The following is a 16,349-nucleotide window of genomic DNA, read 5'->3' as shown; positions in this document are numbered from 1 at the left end:
CGGCACCTGCACGACGTGGGGCCGCCCATTGTACGCCGCTGGTTTCTGCGCCGATCCGCCTCAACCGATCCGGCGTGCGCGGGTGGCCAGGAACGTGGGCAGGTAGCGGTCGATCAGGAAGCGCGGCTGCGGCTGCCAGTCTTCCATGAAGCGATCGATGACGAACCCCGCATCCAGCTGCCCGCCGATCAGTTCGGTCAGGCTGTGGCCAAAGGTCAGCGCATCGCCGCGGCCGAGTTTCGCCTCACGTTCTGCGGCGGGCAGGTCTTCCAGGTCCGAATAGGGAATGGCGTACTGCGGCCGGATCAGGCCCTGCGCATCGAGCTGCGGATCGCGCGCGCCGACGAACAGCACCGGGTTGTAGAAGCTGGCCATCAACATGCCGTCGCGCGCCAGCACGCGGCGGCATTCGGTCCACACCGGGCGCACGTCGGGTACGTACAGGTTGGAGATCGGATGGAACACCACGTCGAAGCTGTCGTTGGCGAATACGTGCAGGTCGCGCATGTCGCCCTGCACCGTGCGCAGCTGCAGGCCATCGCGCGCCGCCACGCTGCGGTCCTGTTCCAGCTGCCCGTCGGAGAGATCGAACACGGTGACGTCGGCGCCCGCAGCGGCCAGCACCGGTGCCTGCTGGCCCCCGCCCGAGGCCAGGCACAGGATGCGGCGGCCACGCACATCGCCCAGCCAGTCCAATGGCAGCGCGCGTGGGGTCAGATGCACCTGCCAGCGGCCTTCGCGCGCGGCGGCAATGGTTGAACTTTCCACCGGGCGCGACCATTCGCGCACTTCGCTGGCCTGGCGGTCCCAGGCAGCACGGTTGTGGTCGATCAAGGCCTGTCCATGGTTCATGTGTTCTCCTTGCCCGGTGGGCGCCAATCCAGATCCTGGAAGGCCGGGCTGGCGAAACACTCGGCCAGGTAGTCCAGGAATCGCCGCATGATAGCGGGCTGCTGTCGCCGTGACGCGTACACGGCATGAATGCCGAGTTCGTCCAGGCTGAATTCGGGCAGCAGTTCGATCAGCTCGCCGGTACGCAGCAGCGGCGCCACCTGGTAGGTCGGCAGCATGGCGATACCGGCACCGGCCCGCACCGCCTCCAGCAGCAGCGAGGCCTCGTTGGCGCTGATGTTGCCGCCCACCGCCACCGACAGCGAACGGCCGTCCCGGTGCAGCTGCCACAGGCTCTTGCCGACGTAGTGGTGGGTCAGGCAGTTGTGCGCGGCCAGATGCTCGGGAGCAGTCGGCGTGCCGCGTGCCTGCAGGTAGGACGGCGTCGCGCACAGCACCGAGCGGCAGGTGGCCAGCCGCCGCGCGATCAGGCTGGGATCGATCTGGCGCGCGATGCGCACGGCCAGGTCCACCCGCTCCTCCACCAGGTTGACCGTGCGGTCGACCAGCAGCAGCTCGATGCGTGCCGCCGGATGGCGCGCAACAAAGCCGGCCACCGCCCGCGCCAGGTGGCTCTGCCCGAACGACACGCTGGCAGTCACCCGCAGCGTGCCATGCGGCTCGGGATCATCGCTGGCCAGCTCGCCCTGCAGTTCCTCGCCGATCGCCAGCATCTGCCGGAAGCGCGCCAGCGCCGCCTCGCCGGGCCCGGTCAGACTGACCCGGCGCGTGGTCCGGTGCAGCAGGCGTGCGCCCAGCCAGCCCTCGACCTCAGCCAGGTAGCGGCTGACCATCGCCCGCGACATGTCCAGCACCTCTGCCGCCGCGGTCAGGCTGCCGCGCTCGGCCACCTCGACGAACACGGTCATGGCGGTCAATCGGTCCATATGCTCGATCCATGCAACAAACAAGCACGTTATACGCTGTTTTTCGAGCGACTGCAGCGGCCTAGAGTGGCGCCATTCCCACCCCACAGCGCCCCACGGAGTCCTGCCATGAAGATCGCCCTCGTTGGTTCCACCGGCAACATCGGCCGCCAGATCGCCCGCCACGCGCTGGCCCGCGGCCACGAACTCACTGTCATCGTGCGCAGCGCGCAGGACCTCCCGGCCGAGCTGGCCGGTGCCCATCCGGTGATCGCCTCGCTGGATGACCAGGACGCGCTGGTTGCCGCCATCGCCGGCCACGACGTGCTCGCCAGTGCCTACGGCCCGCGCCCGGGCGATGACATCGGCCGCGTCGGCGAGGTCGCCGCGCAGCTGGCGGCTGCCGCGCGCAAGGCCGGCGTGCCGCGCCTGGTGGTGGTTGGCGGTGCCGGCAGCCTGGAAGTCGCACCCGGCGTGCAGCTGGTCGACACCCCCACCTTCCCGGAGGCCTACAAGCCGTACGCGCTGGCCCACCGCGAGGCGTTCAACCGCCTGCAGGCAGTGGACGACCTGGACTGGACCTTCTTCTCGCCGGCCGCCGAAATCGGCCCGGGTGAAGAGCGCGGCCAGTACCGCGTGCAGCCCAAGGCGTTCCTGGCCGATACCAGCGGCCACAGCCGCATCAGCTACGCCGACTATGGCGCGGCGTTCGTCGCCGAGCTGGAAGCGCACGCGTATCCGAAGCAGATCATCACCGCAGCGTATTGATCCACGCACGTCCCATGTAGAGCCAAGCCCGCGCTCGGCTCTACGCGAACATGCAGCCGGGCATTGGCCCGGCTCTACACAAGGAATTCCCATGCGTACCGCTGCCCTGCTGCTTCCCCTTGCCCTGGCCGCCAGCTTCACCAGTGCGCCGCTGCTGGCCGCACCGGCCACCACGGCGCCGGCGGCGGCGACGAAATCCCAGTTGCACCTGCAGACCTTCCATCCCGGCCCGCAGGCAATGTTCTCGGTGTCCTCGGTGCTGATCGAAGGCCGCCACGACGCGATCCTGGTCAATGCGCAGTTTGGTGCCAGCGATGCGCGCAAGCTGGTCGACCTGATCCGCGCCAGCGGCAAGCAGCTGACCACGATCTACATCAGCCACGGCGATCCGGACTACTACTTCGGCCTGGCCACCCTGCAGGACGCCTTCCCGCAGGCACGCATCGTCGCCACCGCGCAGACCGTCGCCCACATCCAGCAGACCCAGGCCGGCAAGCTGGCCTACTGGGGACCGAAGATGGGTGCCGACGTGCCCGCGCGCATAGTGCTGCCGCAGGTGCTGGATGGCGATGCACTGCAGCTGGAAGGCCAGCGCCTGCCGCTGATCGGCCTGGATGGCCCGACCCCGGACCGCACGGTGCTGTGGGTGCCGTCGCTGCGCGCGATCGTCGGTGGCATTCCGGTGGTGGCCGGCGAGCACGTGTGGATGGCCGACACGCAGACGCCGAAGTCGCACACCGACTGGCTGCAGACCCTGCAGCGGTTGCAGGCACTGAAGCCGAAGGTGGTGGTGCCAGGGCATTACGCGCCGGGTGCGGCGCTGGATGCCAGTGCGTTGCGCTTCACTGCGGACTACATCCGCGCGTTCGATGTCGAGACGGCAAAGGCCAGGGACAGTACGGCGCTGGTAAAAGCGATGCAGGCGCGCTACCCGAAGCTGGACGGCGTGGCATCGCTGGAGCTGAGTGCGAAGGTGGCCAAGGGCGAAATGCAGTGGCCTTAAGGTAAAGGGTTGTTTTGCAGGGCTGCGCCCTGCACCTGCTCAATGCAACGGCAACAGCTGGATATCTGTGGGTTGGCGGGGTGGATCCGATGGCAGGGGACGCCGTGAACCCGTCCATGGAGGCTTGGTCGCGGCATCCATGCCGCTCACGCCCCCGCAACCGGACCCACCTCGCCTTCGACAGATCTCGGCAATCTGCTGGGGTCGGATCCCGTTGCTGCGCAACGGGCTCTGACCCCGCCTTTGCCGATCAGAGGGATGTGGAATCGTTCGGTCCGTGCTCGAACAATTCCCCCTGCACCACGGCCTCCTTTTCGCGGAACCCACCCAGCCCGACGCCGACCAGGCGGTAACGCGTCTCCGCCGGCAGGTCGACGCGGGCGCGCAGGGCCAGTGCGATGTCGCGCAGTTCTTCCATCGATTCCGGCGGGCGCTCCGGGGTGAAACTGCGGGTGAGGATGCGGAACTGCGCGGTCTTCAGCTTCAGCACCACGGTGTGGCCGACGCGTTCGGTCTTGCGCGTGGCATTCCAGGTCTTCTCCGCCAGCTGCACGATCGCCTCGCCCAGGTCTTCCAGCAACAGGTCCTCGGCAAAGGTGTCCTCCGAGGAGATCGACTGCACCTGCTGGTCCGGTTCCACCGGCCGCTCGTCGATGCCGCGTGCACGGTTGTACAGGCTGCGGCCGAAACTGCCGAACGCCTCTTCCAGGTCGACCAGGGACCACCGCCGCAGGTCGCCGCAGGTGACGATGCCACGCGCAGCAAGTTTGCCTTCCATCACCTTGCCGACGCCGGGTACCCGATTCACCGGCAGCGGCAGCAGGAACGCGTCCACCCGCTGCGGTGGAATCACGAACTGGCCATCGGGCTTGCGCCAGTCCGAAGCGATCTTGGCCAGGAACTTGTTCGGCGCGATCCCGGCTGAAGCGGTCAGGTTCGTCTCCTCGCGGATCTGCGCACGGATGGTGCGAGCGATGTCGGTGGCCAGTTCGATGCCGCTCTTCGGCTCGGTCACGTCCAGGTAGGCCTCGTCCAGCGACAACGGCTCGACCAGGTCGGTGTGGCGCAGGAAGATCTCGCGTACCTGGCGTGACACCGCCTTGTAACGTGCAAAGTCCGGCGGCACGAAGATCGCGTCCGGACACAGGCGTTCGGCGCGCAGCGCCGGCATCGCCGAACGCACGCCGAACACGCGTGCCTCGTAGGACGCCGCACACACAACCGAGCGCGCGCCGCGCCATGCCACAACCACCGGCTTGCCGCGCAGTGACGGATCGTCGCGCTGCTCCACCGACGCGTAGAACGCGTCCATGTCGACGTGGATGATCTTGCGCAGTCGGGTCATGTCAGGCGGAAAGGGCGGGGGCGTGCCGAACGGGCCACACGCCGAAGTATGGTCGTTGCACATCAACAGGATGCGCGTATTCCATTGAAAACACTACGGTTGCGTACGGTTGAAATGTTTGATCGGCGCAGTTTCCACGGGCATCCTCGAACGCTTGTTTCCCTGTTTCCCCGCTTCCAGGATTGTGCTTCATGACCCGTCTCCACGCGTTCAACCGCGAACAGCTGCTGGCCAGCGCACGCGGTGAACTGTTCGGCACCGCTGCCGGCCGTTTGCCCAACGATCCGATGCTGATGTTCGACCGCATCACCGACATCCACGAGGACGGCGGACCGCACGGCAAGGGCATGGTACGCGCCGAGCTGGATATCCGCCCGGACCTGTGGTTCTTCGGCTGCCACTTCATCGGCGACCCGGTGATGCCCGGCTGCCTGGGCCTGGACGCCATGTGGCAGCTGACCGGCTTCTTCCTGACATGGCTGGGTGCCCCCGGCAAGGGCCGCGCACTCGGCTGCGGCGAGGTGAAGTTCACCGGCCAGGTACTGCCGGACGCCAAGCTCGTGCGCTACGAGATCGACATTAGCCGTGTCATCAACCGCAAGCTGGTGATGGCCCAGTCGGACGCCCGCATGTACGTGGATGACCGCGAAATCTACAGCGCGCGCGACCTGCGCGTCGGCCTGTTCACTGAAACCGGGAGCTTCTGATGCGTCGCGTCGTCATCACCGGCATGGGCATCACGTCCTGCCTCGGCAATGATCTGGATACCGTTTCGGCCGCGCTGCGCGAAGGGCGCTCGGGCATCACCGCCTTGGCCGACCATGCCGAAGCGGGCCTGCGCAGCCAGGTCGGCGGTCGCGTCGACCTCGATCTGGAGGCGCTGATCGACCGCAAGCAGAAGCGCTTCATGAGCGACGCGGCGGCCTTCGCTTACCTGTCCATGCGCGATGCCATCGCCGATGCCGGGCTCAGCCCCGAGCAGGTCAGCAACCTGCGCACCGGCCTGATCGCCGGTTCCGGCGGCGGCTCCAGCGAATGGCAGATCGGCGCGGTCGACCTGCTGCGCGAACGTGGCGTGCGCAAGGTCGGCCCGTACATGGTGCCGCGCACGATGTGCTCGACGGTCTCGGCCTGCCTGGCCACGGCCTACCAGATCAAGGGCGTCAGCTACTCGCTGTCGGCCGCCTGCGCGACCTCGGCGCACTGCATCGGCGCGGCCGCGGACATGATCCGCCACGGTGCGCAGGACATCATGTTCGCTGGTGGCGGTGAAGACCTGCACTGGTCGATGAGCGTGATGTTCGATGCGATGGGCGCGCTGTCGACCAGCTTCAACGAGACCCCGGCCAGCGCCTCGCGTCCGTACGACAAGGACCGCGACGGCTTCGTCATCGCCGGTGGCGGCGGCATGCTGGTGCTGGAGGACTACGACCACGCCGTTGCGCGTGGCGCGCACATCCATGCCGAGCTGATCGGCTACGGCGTGACCTCCGATGGCGCCGACATGGTCGCGCCGTCCGGCGAGGGCGCGGTGCGCTGCATGAAGATGGCACTGCAGGGCGTCGATCGCCCGCTGGACTACCTCAACACCCACGGCACCTCGACCCCGCTGGGCGATGTCACCGAGCTCAACGCGATCCGTGAAGTGTTCGGCGATGCGGTACCACCGCTGTCCTCGACCAAGGCGCTGTCCGGCCATTCACTGGGCGCGGCCAGCGTGCACGAGGCGATCTACTGCCTGCTGATGATGCGCGATGGCTTCGTCGCCGGTTCGGCCAACATCGGCGAGCTGGACCCGAAGGTGGAGAGCTTCCCGATCCTGCGCGAAAGCCGCGAGCAGAAGCTGGACACGGTGATGTCCAACAGCTTCGGCTTCGGTGGCACCAACGCTGCGCTGGTGTTCGGGCGGGTGTGATTGAACAGGTGTGCCGACCAACGGTCGGCACCCACCAGAAGATGTGAAGCCGAGCCCATGCCCGGCTCAGTGCCAACCAAGGTCGGCAGCCACCGCTACTTCGGCAGCAGCGGCAGCAGCAGGGCGTGCGCGTCCACCAGCGAGCCGACGATGCGGTGGCCCAGTGCGCGCAGCTCTTCATCCGGATGCACCAGGTCCGGCACCTGGATCACGGTCATGCCGGCGGCCAGTGCGGCCCGCGTGCCGGCCGGTGAATCTTCCAGCGCCAGGCAACGTTCGGGCGCCTGGCCCAGCCGCTGCGCGGCCAGCAGGTAGATATCCGGCGCCGGCTTCGGCCGCGCCACATCACCACTGGTGATCACGGCATCGAAGTACGGCAGCAGGCCTGCGGCCGCCAACTTGCGGTTGGCGCGCGGCTGCCGCGTGGTGGTCGCCACCGCACGCGGTACCGCGTGCGCCTTCAGCAGCTCCAGCAGCTCCAGGATGCCCGGCCGCAGCGGCAGCCCGGTCTGCGTGCGTGCTTCGTACAGCTCATGGCAACGTGCCGCCACCGCGTCGATCAGGCTGTCTTCGATGCCCTGCGCGCGCAGCAACGCATGCGTATCGTGGTCGCCGAGGCCGACCATGCGCAGGAACACCGCTTCCTCCAGGCCCAGCCCGAATTCGTCGGCGGCCTCGCTCCAGCAGGCCAGCGAGACCCGCTCGCTGTCGATCATCAAACCGTCCATGTCGAAGATGACGGCGTCGGGCAGGAACGGCAGCGCAGCGAAGGGGGTCATGGAGCGAACAACGTATCCAGGTCGGTGGAAGTGAGCTGCCGCCATTGCCCTTCGTCCAGCCCCTGCAGGTCCAGCCCGCCGACACGGCTGCGGTGCAGGGCCTGCACGTGGTTGCCGGTGGCGGCGAACATGCGGCGCACCTGATGGTAGCGGCCTTCATGCAGCACCAGGCGTGCGCGACGCGCCTCCAGCACTTCGAGTTCAGCCGGCAGCAGGGGCGTCTTCTCGGACTCCAGCATCAGCGTGCCGCTGGCGAACAACGCCACTTCGTCGCCGCGCAGGTCCTCGCTCAACTCGACTTCGTAGACCTTCGGCAGCTTCGACTTCGGCGAGATGATCCGGTGCAGCAGGCCGCCATCGTCGGTCAGCAGCAGCAGGCCACTGGTCTCGCGGTCGAGGCGGCCCACCGTGGACAGCACCGGATCACGGTCGCGGAAGCGCGGCGGCAGCAGGTCGTAGATCAGGCGGCCGGTGTCCTTGGTCGAACAGGTGTAGCCGGCGGGCTTGTGCAGCGCGATCGACAGCCCCACCGGCGGGTCCAGCGGCTCGCCATCGACGCGGATCGCCTCGTGCGGCACCTGGTCATCGGCGTACAGCACCTCACCGTCGGCGTCGGTGACGCGGCCTTCGCGGAACATCCACTGCACCTGCTTGCGGCTGCCATAGCCCAGGTTGGCGATGAGCTTGACCAGCTTCACTTGCCCTTCCCCTTCACTGCTTCAACCAGCTTGAAACCGTCGCGCTCGGCGACCACGCGCACCGCACCGAAGCTGTCGTTGAGGGTGTGCTCGTACGGCAGATGGCGGTTGGCCACCACGTACAGGCGCCCGCCCGGGCGCAGCGCCTGCGCGGCCACGGCGATGAAGCGCTGGCCGATGTCCGGGCGGTCGGCACGCGACGGCGTGTGGAACGGCGGGTTGCTGATGATGACGTCGTAGCCCGGCTCGATGCCGGCGGTGACGTCGCGCCACAGGAAGCGCAGCGGCAGCGCGCGCGGCGGCGGCGCCAGGTTCAGTTCGGCCAGGGCCAGCGCACGCTGCTCGGCCTCGTACAGGTCCAGCGCGGTGATCTTCGGGCAGCGTTCCAGCAGCTCGCGCGAGAGATAGCCGTAGCCTGCGCCAAGGTCGGCGGCGCGGCCGGCCAGGTCGGCCGGCAGGTGCTCGGCCAGCAGCGCCGATGCCGGATCGATGCGGTCCCAGGCGAACACGCCCGGGCGGCTGAGGAAGCGTCCGCCCATGATCGGGCGCACCGCATCCAGCGCCGACCAGCGCTTGGCCAGGTCGGGGTCGTGCTGGCCCTGCAGCGGGGCGGTCCAGTACACGCGGCAGTGGTTCTTGGTCAGGCAGCCGCCGAGACCGGCCAGCTGCTTGAGGTCGCCTTCACCGGAGCGCGCGCCTTCGTTGTTGGCCTGGCAGGCAACGATGCGGCCGCCCTCGGCGACCAGCGCCAACGCGCGGGCGAACAGCGCACGGGCTTCTTCACGCTGGCGCGGTGGCAGCACCAGCACCAGCGGGTAACGGCCCTTGCCGGCCACATCGTCCAGCTGGCCGCTGACGGTCCAGCCGGTGGCCTGCTGCAGCGGCTGCGCGAACGGGGCAAAGCTCTGTTCGCAGTGCAGCTCGCGGTTGCCGGCCGCTTCGCGCAGCGGCCAGCCATCGCGGGCACGCAGGAAAGCCACCGGGCCCTCCGGCCAGCGCAGGGCGCCTTGGGAGAACGGCAGGAGCAGGGTCTGCAGGGGGGCGTCGTCGCTGGAGGCCATCGGCGCGGGTACTTCAAGCGTGAGGGCCGTCCATTGTACCGGCTTGGCCGGGCCGGCCCCGGCAGGCCGCTTTGCGAAACCCGAACGGGGCCTTGATCTGCCAGAAACATTGAAACGTTCAGGGTAGAGGCTCCCCCGGAAACCCAGGAGAACCTGCATGCGAGCCTTGTTCGTCGGTGGCGTCGTCGACAACAGTGAAATGGACCTGGAAGGCAGCCATCCGCCCGTGCACTACCCCGAGGACACCGGCGGCGGGCACTCGCGTTACCGGCTGCACCAGGTCGGCCATGGCGCCGATGGCAGCGTGGCCTATGCGGTATATGGCGCACCGGACCTGGCCGATGACGAGGTGGCGAGGGTTGCAGAGGAGCGGGCGTACGCACGCCGATTCGAGGCGACGCCGACCCTGTTCGAGCATTGACACACCGGTAGCGCCCGAGCCCACGCTCGGGCGACGGCGCAGCCGAGCGTGGGCTCGGCTCTACATCCGATCAAGGCGCCTTGGGTGGCAGGCGGTTGATGCTGGCAATCTCGTCCAGCCACACATGGTGCTGCTGCACCGGCGTGTCGTAGTCATCCAGGCGCAGCTGGCCGTTGCTGCCTTCATCACCAGCGACGTTGCGGTACTGCTGCACGGTTGGCCTCACGGCCACCGTGCCGAGCAGGCGGCGGCCATCGTGCAGAATCAGTTCCACCTGCGTTTCGCCTTCCAGCTGCGGCAGCAGGGCTTCCAGGCGCGCGATCTGCGCCGGATCGGTATGGATACGGGGAGCTATGCGGGACATCGGCGACCTCCTGCATGCAGGGTCGCCGATCGGCCGTGAATGCTCAGTGCAGCGCGCTTTCGGCGCGGGGTACCTGCACCTTGCGTACCGCAGCCACCAGCTGCGCCACCGAGTACGGCTTGGCCACGTGTTCCTGGAAACCCGACGCCAGCGCACGGCGGCGGTCATCGGCACGCGCCAGCGCGGTGACGGCGACGGCGGGCAGGGTCGTGGCATCCACGCCCATGTCCTCGCGCAGCGTGCGCACCAGGCCATAACCATCCATGCCCGGCATGCCGATGTCGGTCAGCATCACGTGGTACTGCAGATGGCCGGTGTCGGCCAGCAACGCCAGCGCCTCACCGGCCGAACTGGCCGCCGATACGCTGGCGCCCTGCTCTTCCAGCATGCGCCGCAGGTACTCCAGCACTTCCGGCTGGTCTTCCACCGCCAGCACGTGCATGCCGCGCAGCGGATACGGCTCGACGATCACCGGTTCCAGGATCGGCCCGCTGATCACTTCGCGCAGCGGGCGCCGCTCGGCATCGGGAAGGTGCTGCGGCAGGCGCACGGTGAACGTAGCGCCATGGCCGTGCCCCTCGCTGGCCGCGGCGACCGTGCCGCCATGCAGCTCGACCAGCTGCTGCACGATCGCCAGGCCCAGTCCCAGTCCACCATGGCGCCGGGTGGTGGTGCCATCGGCCTGGCGGAAGCGGCTGAACAGGTGATTGAGGAATTCGGGTGCGATGCCATCACCGGTGTCGCGCACGGTGATCTCCCAGTGGTTGCCGTCGGCCCGCAGCTGCAGGTCGATGCGGCCTTCAGCCGGGGTGAACTTGATCGCGTTCGAGAGCAGGTTCCAGAACACCTGCTGCAGGCGCGTGGCATCGCCCAGCACCAGGCTCGGCTGTTCGGGCAGCTGCAGGTGCACGTCCAGTGCCTTGCCTTCGGCCACCAGTTCCTGCGCGCCGATGGCCTCGCCCAGCACCGTGCGCAGGTCCAGCACTTCCACCTCCAGCTGCACCTTGCCCAGCAGCATGCTGCTGAGGTCCAGCATGTCCGAGATCAGCCGCTTCTGCGCGCCGGCGCTGTTGGCGATCACGTTCAGGCCCTTGTACAGAGGGCTGGTGTTGTCCACACGCTGCAGCAGCAGCTCACTCCACCCGAGGATGGTGGTCAGCGGCGTACGCAGTTCATGCGACAGCGTGGCCAGGAACTCGTCCTTCAGCCGCGCCATGTTCTCCGCAGCGCTGCGCGCGGCACGCTCGGACTGCAGCAGTTCCTCGCGGGCCAGTTCGATCTCGCGGCGTTCGGTCACGTCCGGGCTGCTGCCGGCCAGGCCGATGAAGCGGCCCATCCGCGAGAAACGCGGGCGTGCGTTCATCTCCAGCCAACGCCACTGGCCATCGGCGCGCCGCGCACGCACCAGCGCGTGCATCGAACGCTGCGCCTTCAGCGCTTCCTGCAGTTCGTATTCGAATACCGACGCATCGTCCGGATGCACCAGGCCGCGCCAGACATCTTCCGGCACACGCGTCTCGTCGCCACCGAAGAACTCGCTGAAGGCGCTGTTGACGAAACGGGCATGGCCGCGCTCGTCGAGCACCCACACCGGCATCGGCAGGCCGTCGGCCAGCGCGCTGAAGCGCGCTTCGCTCTCGCCCAGCTCCACTTCCATCTGCTTGCGTGCAGTGATGTCGAAGAACAGGATGCCGACCTTGTCCTCGCCCGGCCGGCCCACGCGCACCGCATCGACCGCGAACGAACGACCCAGCGCACGCGCTTCCATCTCGAACTGGGCAGGACGGCCGCTGCGTGCGACCTCGCCGTAGATGCGGAACCAGTCCTGCTCATGGTTGGGTTCCAGCTCGGTCATGCGCTGTCCACGCGCATCCTTCAGCCCGGTGTGGCGCTCGAAGGCATCGTTGACCTCGAGGAAACGATAGTCGACCGCACGATCGCCCTCGAACAGCACCTGGATCACGCAGAAACCAGCGTTGATGCGCTCAAGCACGCCATGATGCAGGTCGGGTTCGGGCGCCTGCACCATCATCGGTGGGCGCTCCACGAGGGGCGGCAGTGTGGACAAGGGCGTCTGGACGGGCCGGATTGGAAGCACAGCATCTTCCAAAGCGCGTATTCACAGCGTCAAGCGCCGTCAGTCATGGTTGACGACGATGAATTGGCGGCAACCGCGCTTGTCGGTGTCGCAATCGGCCGTTGCGGTGGCTGGAAAGCGGGATCACACTCGATCTATAAATCGCATCGTCCCCGTCGATGGGGCGCAGGAGACCGTCATGAACCGCTCGTTGGCCACTGCCCTGCTGCTGGCAGGCGCCCTCATGGCGGGCAGCGCGAACGCCGCGCCGCGCGCCGTCACCGATCCGGATGCGCCCCGCGCGCTGCAGGCCAATGGCCCGGTCAGCGTGAAGTGGGACGATCCAGCCGGATTCACCGAAATCCGCCAGAGCACCAACCGCTTCGAGGCCGAACGCGGCAACTGGGTGCAGCAGCTGGCCAGCTACGTGCAGACCACGGCGGCCAAGCCGCTGCAGCCCGGGCAGACCCTGGACGTGACTCTGATCGACATCAAGCGCGCCGGCGACTACGAGCCCTGGCACGGCCCGCGCGGCAGCGACATCCGGATCATGCGCGACATCTATCCGCCGCGGATCACCCTGCAGTACACGCTGAAGGACGCCAGTGGTCGCATCGTCGATGAGGGAGAAGCCAAGCTCAGCGACACCGGCTACCTGCACAACCTGGGGCTGAAGAGCGACAGCGATCCGCTGCGCTACGAGAAGCGCCTGATCGACGACTGGGTGAAGCGCGAGCTGAGCACGCGGGCTACTGCTGCACGATGATTCCGGGCAGCTCTACCTGCCGGCAGGTGTCGACCTTGGTCGACACGCATTGCACGGTGCCGACCAAGGTCGGCTGCTACCAGAGCCGAGCGCGGGCTCGGCTCTACACGTAGACTTTCGCCACGCGCTTGACCGCGCACGGCAGCTGGTAGGCACTCACGCCGCAGCGCGGCGCCAGTTCCGACAGCGTCGGCGCAGAACCCCACAGTTCCACCACACTGCCGATGCCGGCCTGCGCATGCGCGGTCAGGTCCACCGTCAGCATGTCCATCGACACGCGCCCGATCAGTACGCCGGGCTGGCCATCGATCAGTACCGGCGTGCCGTTGGGGGCGAACTGCGGATAACCGTCGGCATAGCCAAGCGCGACCACGCCCACGCGGGTGCGTGCCTTGGCCACGAAGCGTGCGCCATAGCCCACCGGCTCACCGGCCTCGATCCAGCGCTCGGCAATCACCTTCGACTGCATCGTCATCACCGGGCGCAGGCGCTGGGTCAGCGCGGTGTTGTCCGGCAGCGGATTGGCGCCGTACAGCATCAGGCCCGGGCGCACCCAGTCGCTGCGTACATCCGGCCAGCCCAGCAGTGCCGGCGAATTGCACACGCTGGTCTCGCCGTCCAGGCCGTCGATGGCGCGCGCGAAGGTCGCCGCCTGTTCATGGGTGCGTTCGCTGTCCAGCTCGTCGGCACGCGCCAGGTGGGTCATCAGCACGATGCGCTCGACCTGCGGCAGCGCCGACAGGCGTGCATGCGCGGCGCGGAAGCTGTCCACGTCCAGGCCGAGGCGATGCATGCCGCTGTCCAGCTTCAGCCACACGGTCAGCGGGCGCGGGCTGTCGAATGCGACCAGCGCTTCCAGCTGCCACGGCGAGCCCACCGCGAACCAGAAATCGTGCTCGGCCACCAGCGCCATGTCACTGGGTTCGAAGATGCCTTCCAGCAGCAGGATCGGCGCACGGATCCCGGCCTGGCGCAGTTCCAGCGCCTCTTCGATGGTGGCCACGCCGAAACCATCAGCCTCGCCTTCCAGCGCCTGTGCACAGCGCACCGCGCCATGGCCATAGGCATCGGCCTTGATGATCGCCAGGGCCTTGCCACCGCCCAGTTCACGGGCAAGCCGGTAATTGCTGCGCAGGGCGCCCAGATCGATCAGCGCGCGGGCAGGACGCATGTGCGGTTCTCATGTTGCGGGGCGTGACCGTACTGGCCGTAGCGGAAAATATCCAGGCCTTCGGTGCTGATCTGCGGCTGGCGCGCGCTCATCAGGTCGGCCAGGTAACGGCCCGAGCCGCAGGCCATGGTCCAGCCCAGGGTGCCGTGGCCGGTGTTGAGGTACAGGTTGCGGAACGGCGTGGCGCCGATCACCGGCGTGCCGTCCGGCGTGGCCGGGCGCAGGCCTGTCCAGAACTGTGCGCGCGACAGGTCGCCGCCCTTTGGGTAGAGGTCGCTGACCACCAGCTCCAGCGTCTCGCGACGACGCTGCGACAGCGACAGGTCGAAACCGGCCACTTCGGCCATGCCACCGACGCGGATGCGGTCGTCGAAGCGGGTGACCGCCACCTTGTAGCTCTCGTCGAGGATGGTCGAGGTCGGCGCCATCGCCGGGTCGGTGATCGGCAGGGTCAACGAATAGCCCTTCAGCGGGTACACCGGCAGGTGCATGCCCAGCGGTGCGACCAGCGCCGGCGAATAGCTGCCCAGCGCGACCACGAAGCGGTCGGCGGTTTCCCGCTTGCCGTCGATGCGCACGCCGGTGATGCGGTCGCCCTCGAACTCCAGGCCGGTGATGTCCTGGTCGAAGCGGAACTCGACGCCGGCGTCCACGCACATCTGCGCCAGGCGGCGGGTGAACAGCTGGCAGTCGCCGGTCTGGTCACGCGGCAGGCGCAGCGCGCCGACCAGGCCGTCGACATGGGCCAGGGCCGGTTCGGCCTGGATGATGCCGGCGCGATCCAGCACCTCGTACGGCACGCCGTACTGGGCCAGGATCTCGATGTCCTGCGCGGAGGCATCCAGCTGCTGCTGGGTGCGGAACAGCTGCGTGGTGCCCAGGTCGCGGCCTTCGAACTCGATGCCGATCTGCGCGCGCAGCTCGTTCAGGCAGTCGCGGCTGTACTCGGACATGCGCACCATGCGCGCCTTGTTGATCGCGTAGCGCTCGTGGGTGCAGTTGCGCAGCATCTGCCACAGCCAGCGGTACTGGGCCAGGTCCATGCCCGGCTTGATCGCCAGCGGCGCGTGCTTCTCGAACAGCCAGCCGATGGCCTTCTTCGGCACGCCCGGGGCGGCCCACGGCGAGGTGTAGCCGAACGACAGCTGGCCAGCATTGGCGAAGCTGGTCTCCAGCGCCGGGCCGGGTTGGCGGTCGATGACCGTGACTTCAAACCCGGCCTGTCGCAGGTACCAGGCACTGGTGGTGCCGATCACGCCGCTGCCGAGAACTAGGACTCGCATGGGACTTCTCCAACCCGATCATTCCCTGCACTGGAGCGTGCCGGGACCATAATTGGGGAAGTATAGACAGCCAATCCCAGTTGATTTGCCTGATTTGAAATCAACCGGCAGGATGTTCCCCTGCAATTCATTCCCCAAGGTTGACGGCCATGGCCACCCGTACCCGCGAACTGGACAAGATCGACCGCAAGATCCTGCGCATCCTGCAGGCGGAGGGCCGTATTTCCTTCACCGAACTGGGTGAGCGGGTCGGCCTGTCGACCACCCCGTGCACCGAGCGCGTGCGCCGGCTCGAGCGCGAAGCGGTGATCACCGGCTACCACGCCCACCTGGACCCGGCGGCGGTGAAGGCCAGCCTGCTGGTATTCGTGGAGATCAGCCTGGCCTACAAGTCCGGTGACATCTTCGAAGAGTTCCGGCGCGCCGCCCTGAAGCTGCCCAATGTGCTCGAGTGCCATCTGGTCTCGGGCGACTTCGATTACCTGCTGAAGGCGCGGATCAGTGAGATGGCCTCCTACCGCAAGCTGCTCGGCAGCACCTTGCTGACACTGCCGCATGTGCGTGAATCCAAAAGCTACATCGTGATGGAAGAAGTGAAGGAAACGCTGAGCCTGCCGATTCCGGATTGAGGCGGTCGCAGGTTGGGGTCAGAGCCCGCGTTGCGGGATCCGGCCCCGGCCGGGGTCAGGCAAGGGGTCAGATCCCGCGCAGCGGGCTCTGACCCCGGTCATGTCGACAGTCAGCGCTGCTGCGGATGCTTCTGCGAGCGCTGTTCCTGCTGCTTGCCACCCTTGTGCGGCTGCTGCGGTTCCATCTGTTGCTGTTGCTGCTGATGCTGCGGGTTGCGGCCCTGCGGTTCCTTGCCGGGATGACGGTTCTGCTGGTTTTTCATGATCGCGATCCAGTGGACAAAGGACATGCGGCGGCGGGATGCCGGCGCA

General features: G+C 67.7%; 18 protein-coding genes. 7 read left to right on the top strand and 11 right to left on the bottom strand.

Translation table 11 applies throughout. The annotated features are described in order from the left end of the window. Positions 1-60: 60 nt before the first annotated feature. Both VG561_RS05435 and VG561_RS05430 read right to left on the bottom strand, forming a co-directional pair. Positions 61-852, bottom strand: coding sequence for a class I SAM-dependent methyltransferase (locus tag VG561_RS05435; RefSeq protein WP_014645816.1), 792 nt, complete (start codon positions 850-852; stop codon positions 61-63). Continuing rightward, positions 849-1,778, bottom strand: a complete 930-nt coding sequence (locus VG561_RS05430; RefSeq protein WP_014645815.1) for a LysR family transcriptional regulator — start codon at positions 1,776-1,778, stop codon at positions 849-851. The genes VG561_RS05435 and VG561_RS05430 overlap by 4 nt, the downstream gene beginning before the upstream one ends. A gap of 108 nt (positions 1,779-1,886) precedes the next feature. Here VG561_RS05430 and VG561_RS05425 point away from each other — a divergent pair, with 108 nt between their 5' ends. Further along, positions 1,887-2,525, top strand: coding sequence for an NAD(P)-dependent oxidoreductase (locus tag VG561_RS05425; protein WP_032959230.1), 639 nt, complete (start codon positions 1,887-1,889; stop codon positions 2,523-2,525). A gap of 91 nt (positions 2,526-2,616) precedes the next feature. Further along, complete coding sequence (locus tag VG561_RS05420) at positions 2,617-3,528, top strand: MBL fold metallo-hydrolase (protein WP_423179437.1); 912 nt, start codon at positions 2,617-2,619, stop codon at positions 3,526-3,528. Positions 3,529-3,778: 250 nt separating this feature from the next. Here the strand turns inward: VG561_RS05420 and dinB are convergent, their stop codons facing one another. After that, positions 3,779-4,873 carry a DNA polymerase IV gene (gene dinB / locus VG561_RS05415; protein WP_197575056.1) on the bottom strand — a complete coding sequence of 365 codons (1,095 nt, stop codon included), beginning with the start codon at positions 4,871-4,873 and terminating at the stop codon, positions 3,779-3,781. A gap of 191 nt (positions 4,874-5,064) precedes the next feature. On the opposite strand from dinB, the gene fabA reads away from it, so the two are divergent. Together fabA and fabB are read left to right on the top strand one after the other, a co-directional pair. Next, positions 5,065-5,580, top strand: coding sequence for a 3-hydroxyacyl-[acyl-carrier-protein] dehydratase FabA (fabA, locus tag VG561_RS05410; protein ID WP_014035851.1), 516 nt, complete (start codon positions 5,065-5,067; stop codon positions 5,578-5,580). Beyond that, positions 5,580-6,788: a beta-ketoacyl-ACP synthase I gene (fabB, locus tag VG561_RS05405; RefSeq protein ID WP_014645811.1), complete on the top strand. Its 1,209-nt coding sequence runs from the start codon at positions 5,580-5,582 to the stop codon at positions 6,786-6,788. The genes fabA and fabB overlap by 1 nt, the downstream gene beginning before the upstream one ends. A 95-nt stretch (positions 6,789-6,883) precedes the next feature. Here fabB and VG561_RS05400 read toward each other — a convergent pair whose 3' ends face one another. Genes VG561_RS05400 through VG561_RS05390 form a run of 3 tightly spaced genes read right to left on the bottom strand, consistent with a single transcriptional unit; the run spans position 6,884 to position 9,326 of the window. Then, positions 6,884-7,567 carry an HAD family hydrolase gene (locus VG561_RS05400; RefSeq protein WP_046428651.1) on the bottom strand — a complete coding sequence of 228 codons (684 nt, stop codon included), beginning with the start codon at positions 7,565-7,567 and terminating at the stop codon, positions 6,884-6,886. After that, positions 7,564-8,265, bottom strand: coding sequence for a pseudouridine synthase (locus tag VG561_RS05395; RefSeq protein WP_014645809.1), 702 nt, complete (start codon positions 8,263-8,265; stop codon positions 7,564-7,566). The genes VG561_RS05400 and VG561_RS05395 overlap by 4 nt, the downstream gene beginning before the upstream one ends. Next, a complete protein-coding gene (locus VG561_RS05390) occupies positions 8,262-9,326 on the bottom strand; it encodes a class I SAM-dependent methyltransferase (protein ID WP_423179436.1) in 1,065 nt (354 codons plus the stop codon). Before VG561_RS05390 ends, VG561_RS05395 begins: the two co-directional genes overlap by 4 nt. 157 nt (positions 9,327-9,483) lie before the next feature. Here VG561_RS05390 and VG561_RS05385 point away from each other — a divergent pair, with 157 nt between their 5' ends. Next, positions 9,484-9,747: a hypothetical protein gene (locus VG561_RS05385; protein WP_005407925.1), complete on the top strand. Its 264-nt coding sequence runs from the start codon at positions 9,484-9,486 to the stop codon at positions 9,745-9,747. Positions 9,748-9,817: 70 nt separating this feature from the next. On the opposite strand, the gene VG561_RS05380 is transcribed toward VG561_RS05385, so the two are convergent. Together VG561_RS05380 and VG561_RS05375 are read right to left on the bottom strand one after the other, a co-directional pair. After that, the gene (locus VG561_RS05380; RefSeq protein ID WP_032959238.1) at positions 9,818-10,111 is read right to left on the bottom strand and encodes a DUF3247 family protein; all 294 of its coding nucleotides are present in this window, start codon (positions 10,109-10,111) and stop codon (positions 9,818-9,820) included. Between the two features lie 43 nt (positions 10,112-10,154). Continuing rightward, on the bottom strand, positions 10,155-12,143 hold the full coding sequence (locus VG561_RS05375; RefSeq protein ID WP_423179435.1) for a PAS domain-containing hybrid sensor histidine kinase/response regulator: 1,989 nt from the start codon (positions 12,141-12,143) through the stop codon (positions 10,155-10,157). A 244-nt stretch (positions 12,144-12,387) separates the two neighbouring features. On the opposite strand from VG561_RS05375, the gene VG561_RS05370 reads away from it, so the two are divergent. After that, positions 12,388-12,954, top strand: a complete 567-nt coding sequence (locus VG561_RS05370; RefSeq protein WP_197575060.1) for a DUF3016 domain-containing protein — start codon at positions 12,388-12,390, stop codon at positions 12,952-12,954. Between the two features lie 103 nt (positions 12,955-13,057). Here VG561_RS05370 and alr read toward each other — a convergent pair whose 3' ends face one another. Together alr and VG561_RS05360 are read right to left on the bottom strand one after the other, a co-directional pair. After that, positions 13,058-14,125 carry an alanine racemase gene (gene alr / locus VG561_RS05365; RefSeq protein ID WP_046428645.1) on the bottom strand — a complete coding sequence of 356 codons (1,068 nt, stop codon included), beginning with the start codon at positions 14,123-14,125 and terminating at the stop codon, positions 13,058-13,060. Further along, positions 14,104-15,408, bottom strand: a complete 1,305-nt coding sequence (locus VG561_RS05360; protein WP_014645803.1) for a D-amino acid dehydrogenase — start codon at positions 15,406-15,408, stop codon at positions 14,104-14,106. Before VG561_RS05360 ends, alr begins: the two co-directional genes overlap by 22 nt. A gap of 149 nt (positions 15,409-15,557) precedes the next feature. On the opposite strand from VG561_RS05360, the gene VG561_RS05355 reads away from it, so the two are divergent. Next, complete coding sequence (locus VG561_RS05355) at positions 15,558-16,037, top strand: Lrp/AsnC ligand binding domain-containing protein (RefSeq protein WP_004140558.1); 480 nt, start codon at positions 15,558-15,560, stop codon at positions 16,035-16,037. A gap of 110 nt (positions 16,038-16,147) precedes the next feature. On the opposite strand, the gene VG561_RS05350 is transcribed toward VG561_RS05355, so the two are convergent. Next, complete coding sequence (locus VG561_RS05350; protein ID WP_014645802.1) at positions 16,148-16,327, bottom strand: hypothetical protein; 180 nt, start codon at positions 16,325-16,327, stop codon at positions 16,148-16,150. Positions 16,328-16,349: the final 22 nt, after the last annotated feature.

The organism is Stenotrophomonas sp. CASM110, from assembly GCF_049384345.1.
Lineage (GTDB): Bacteria > Pseudomonadota > Gammaproteobacteria > Xanthomonadales > Xanthomonadaceae > Stenotrophomonas > Stenotrophomonas muris.
Note: the sequence above shows the minus strand (reverse complement) of the source record. Positions and strands in the feature narration are given on the sequence as shown.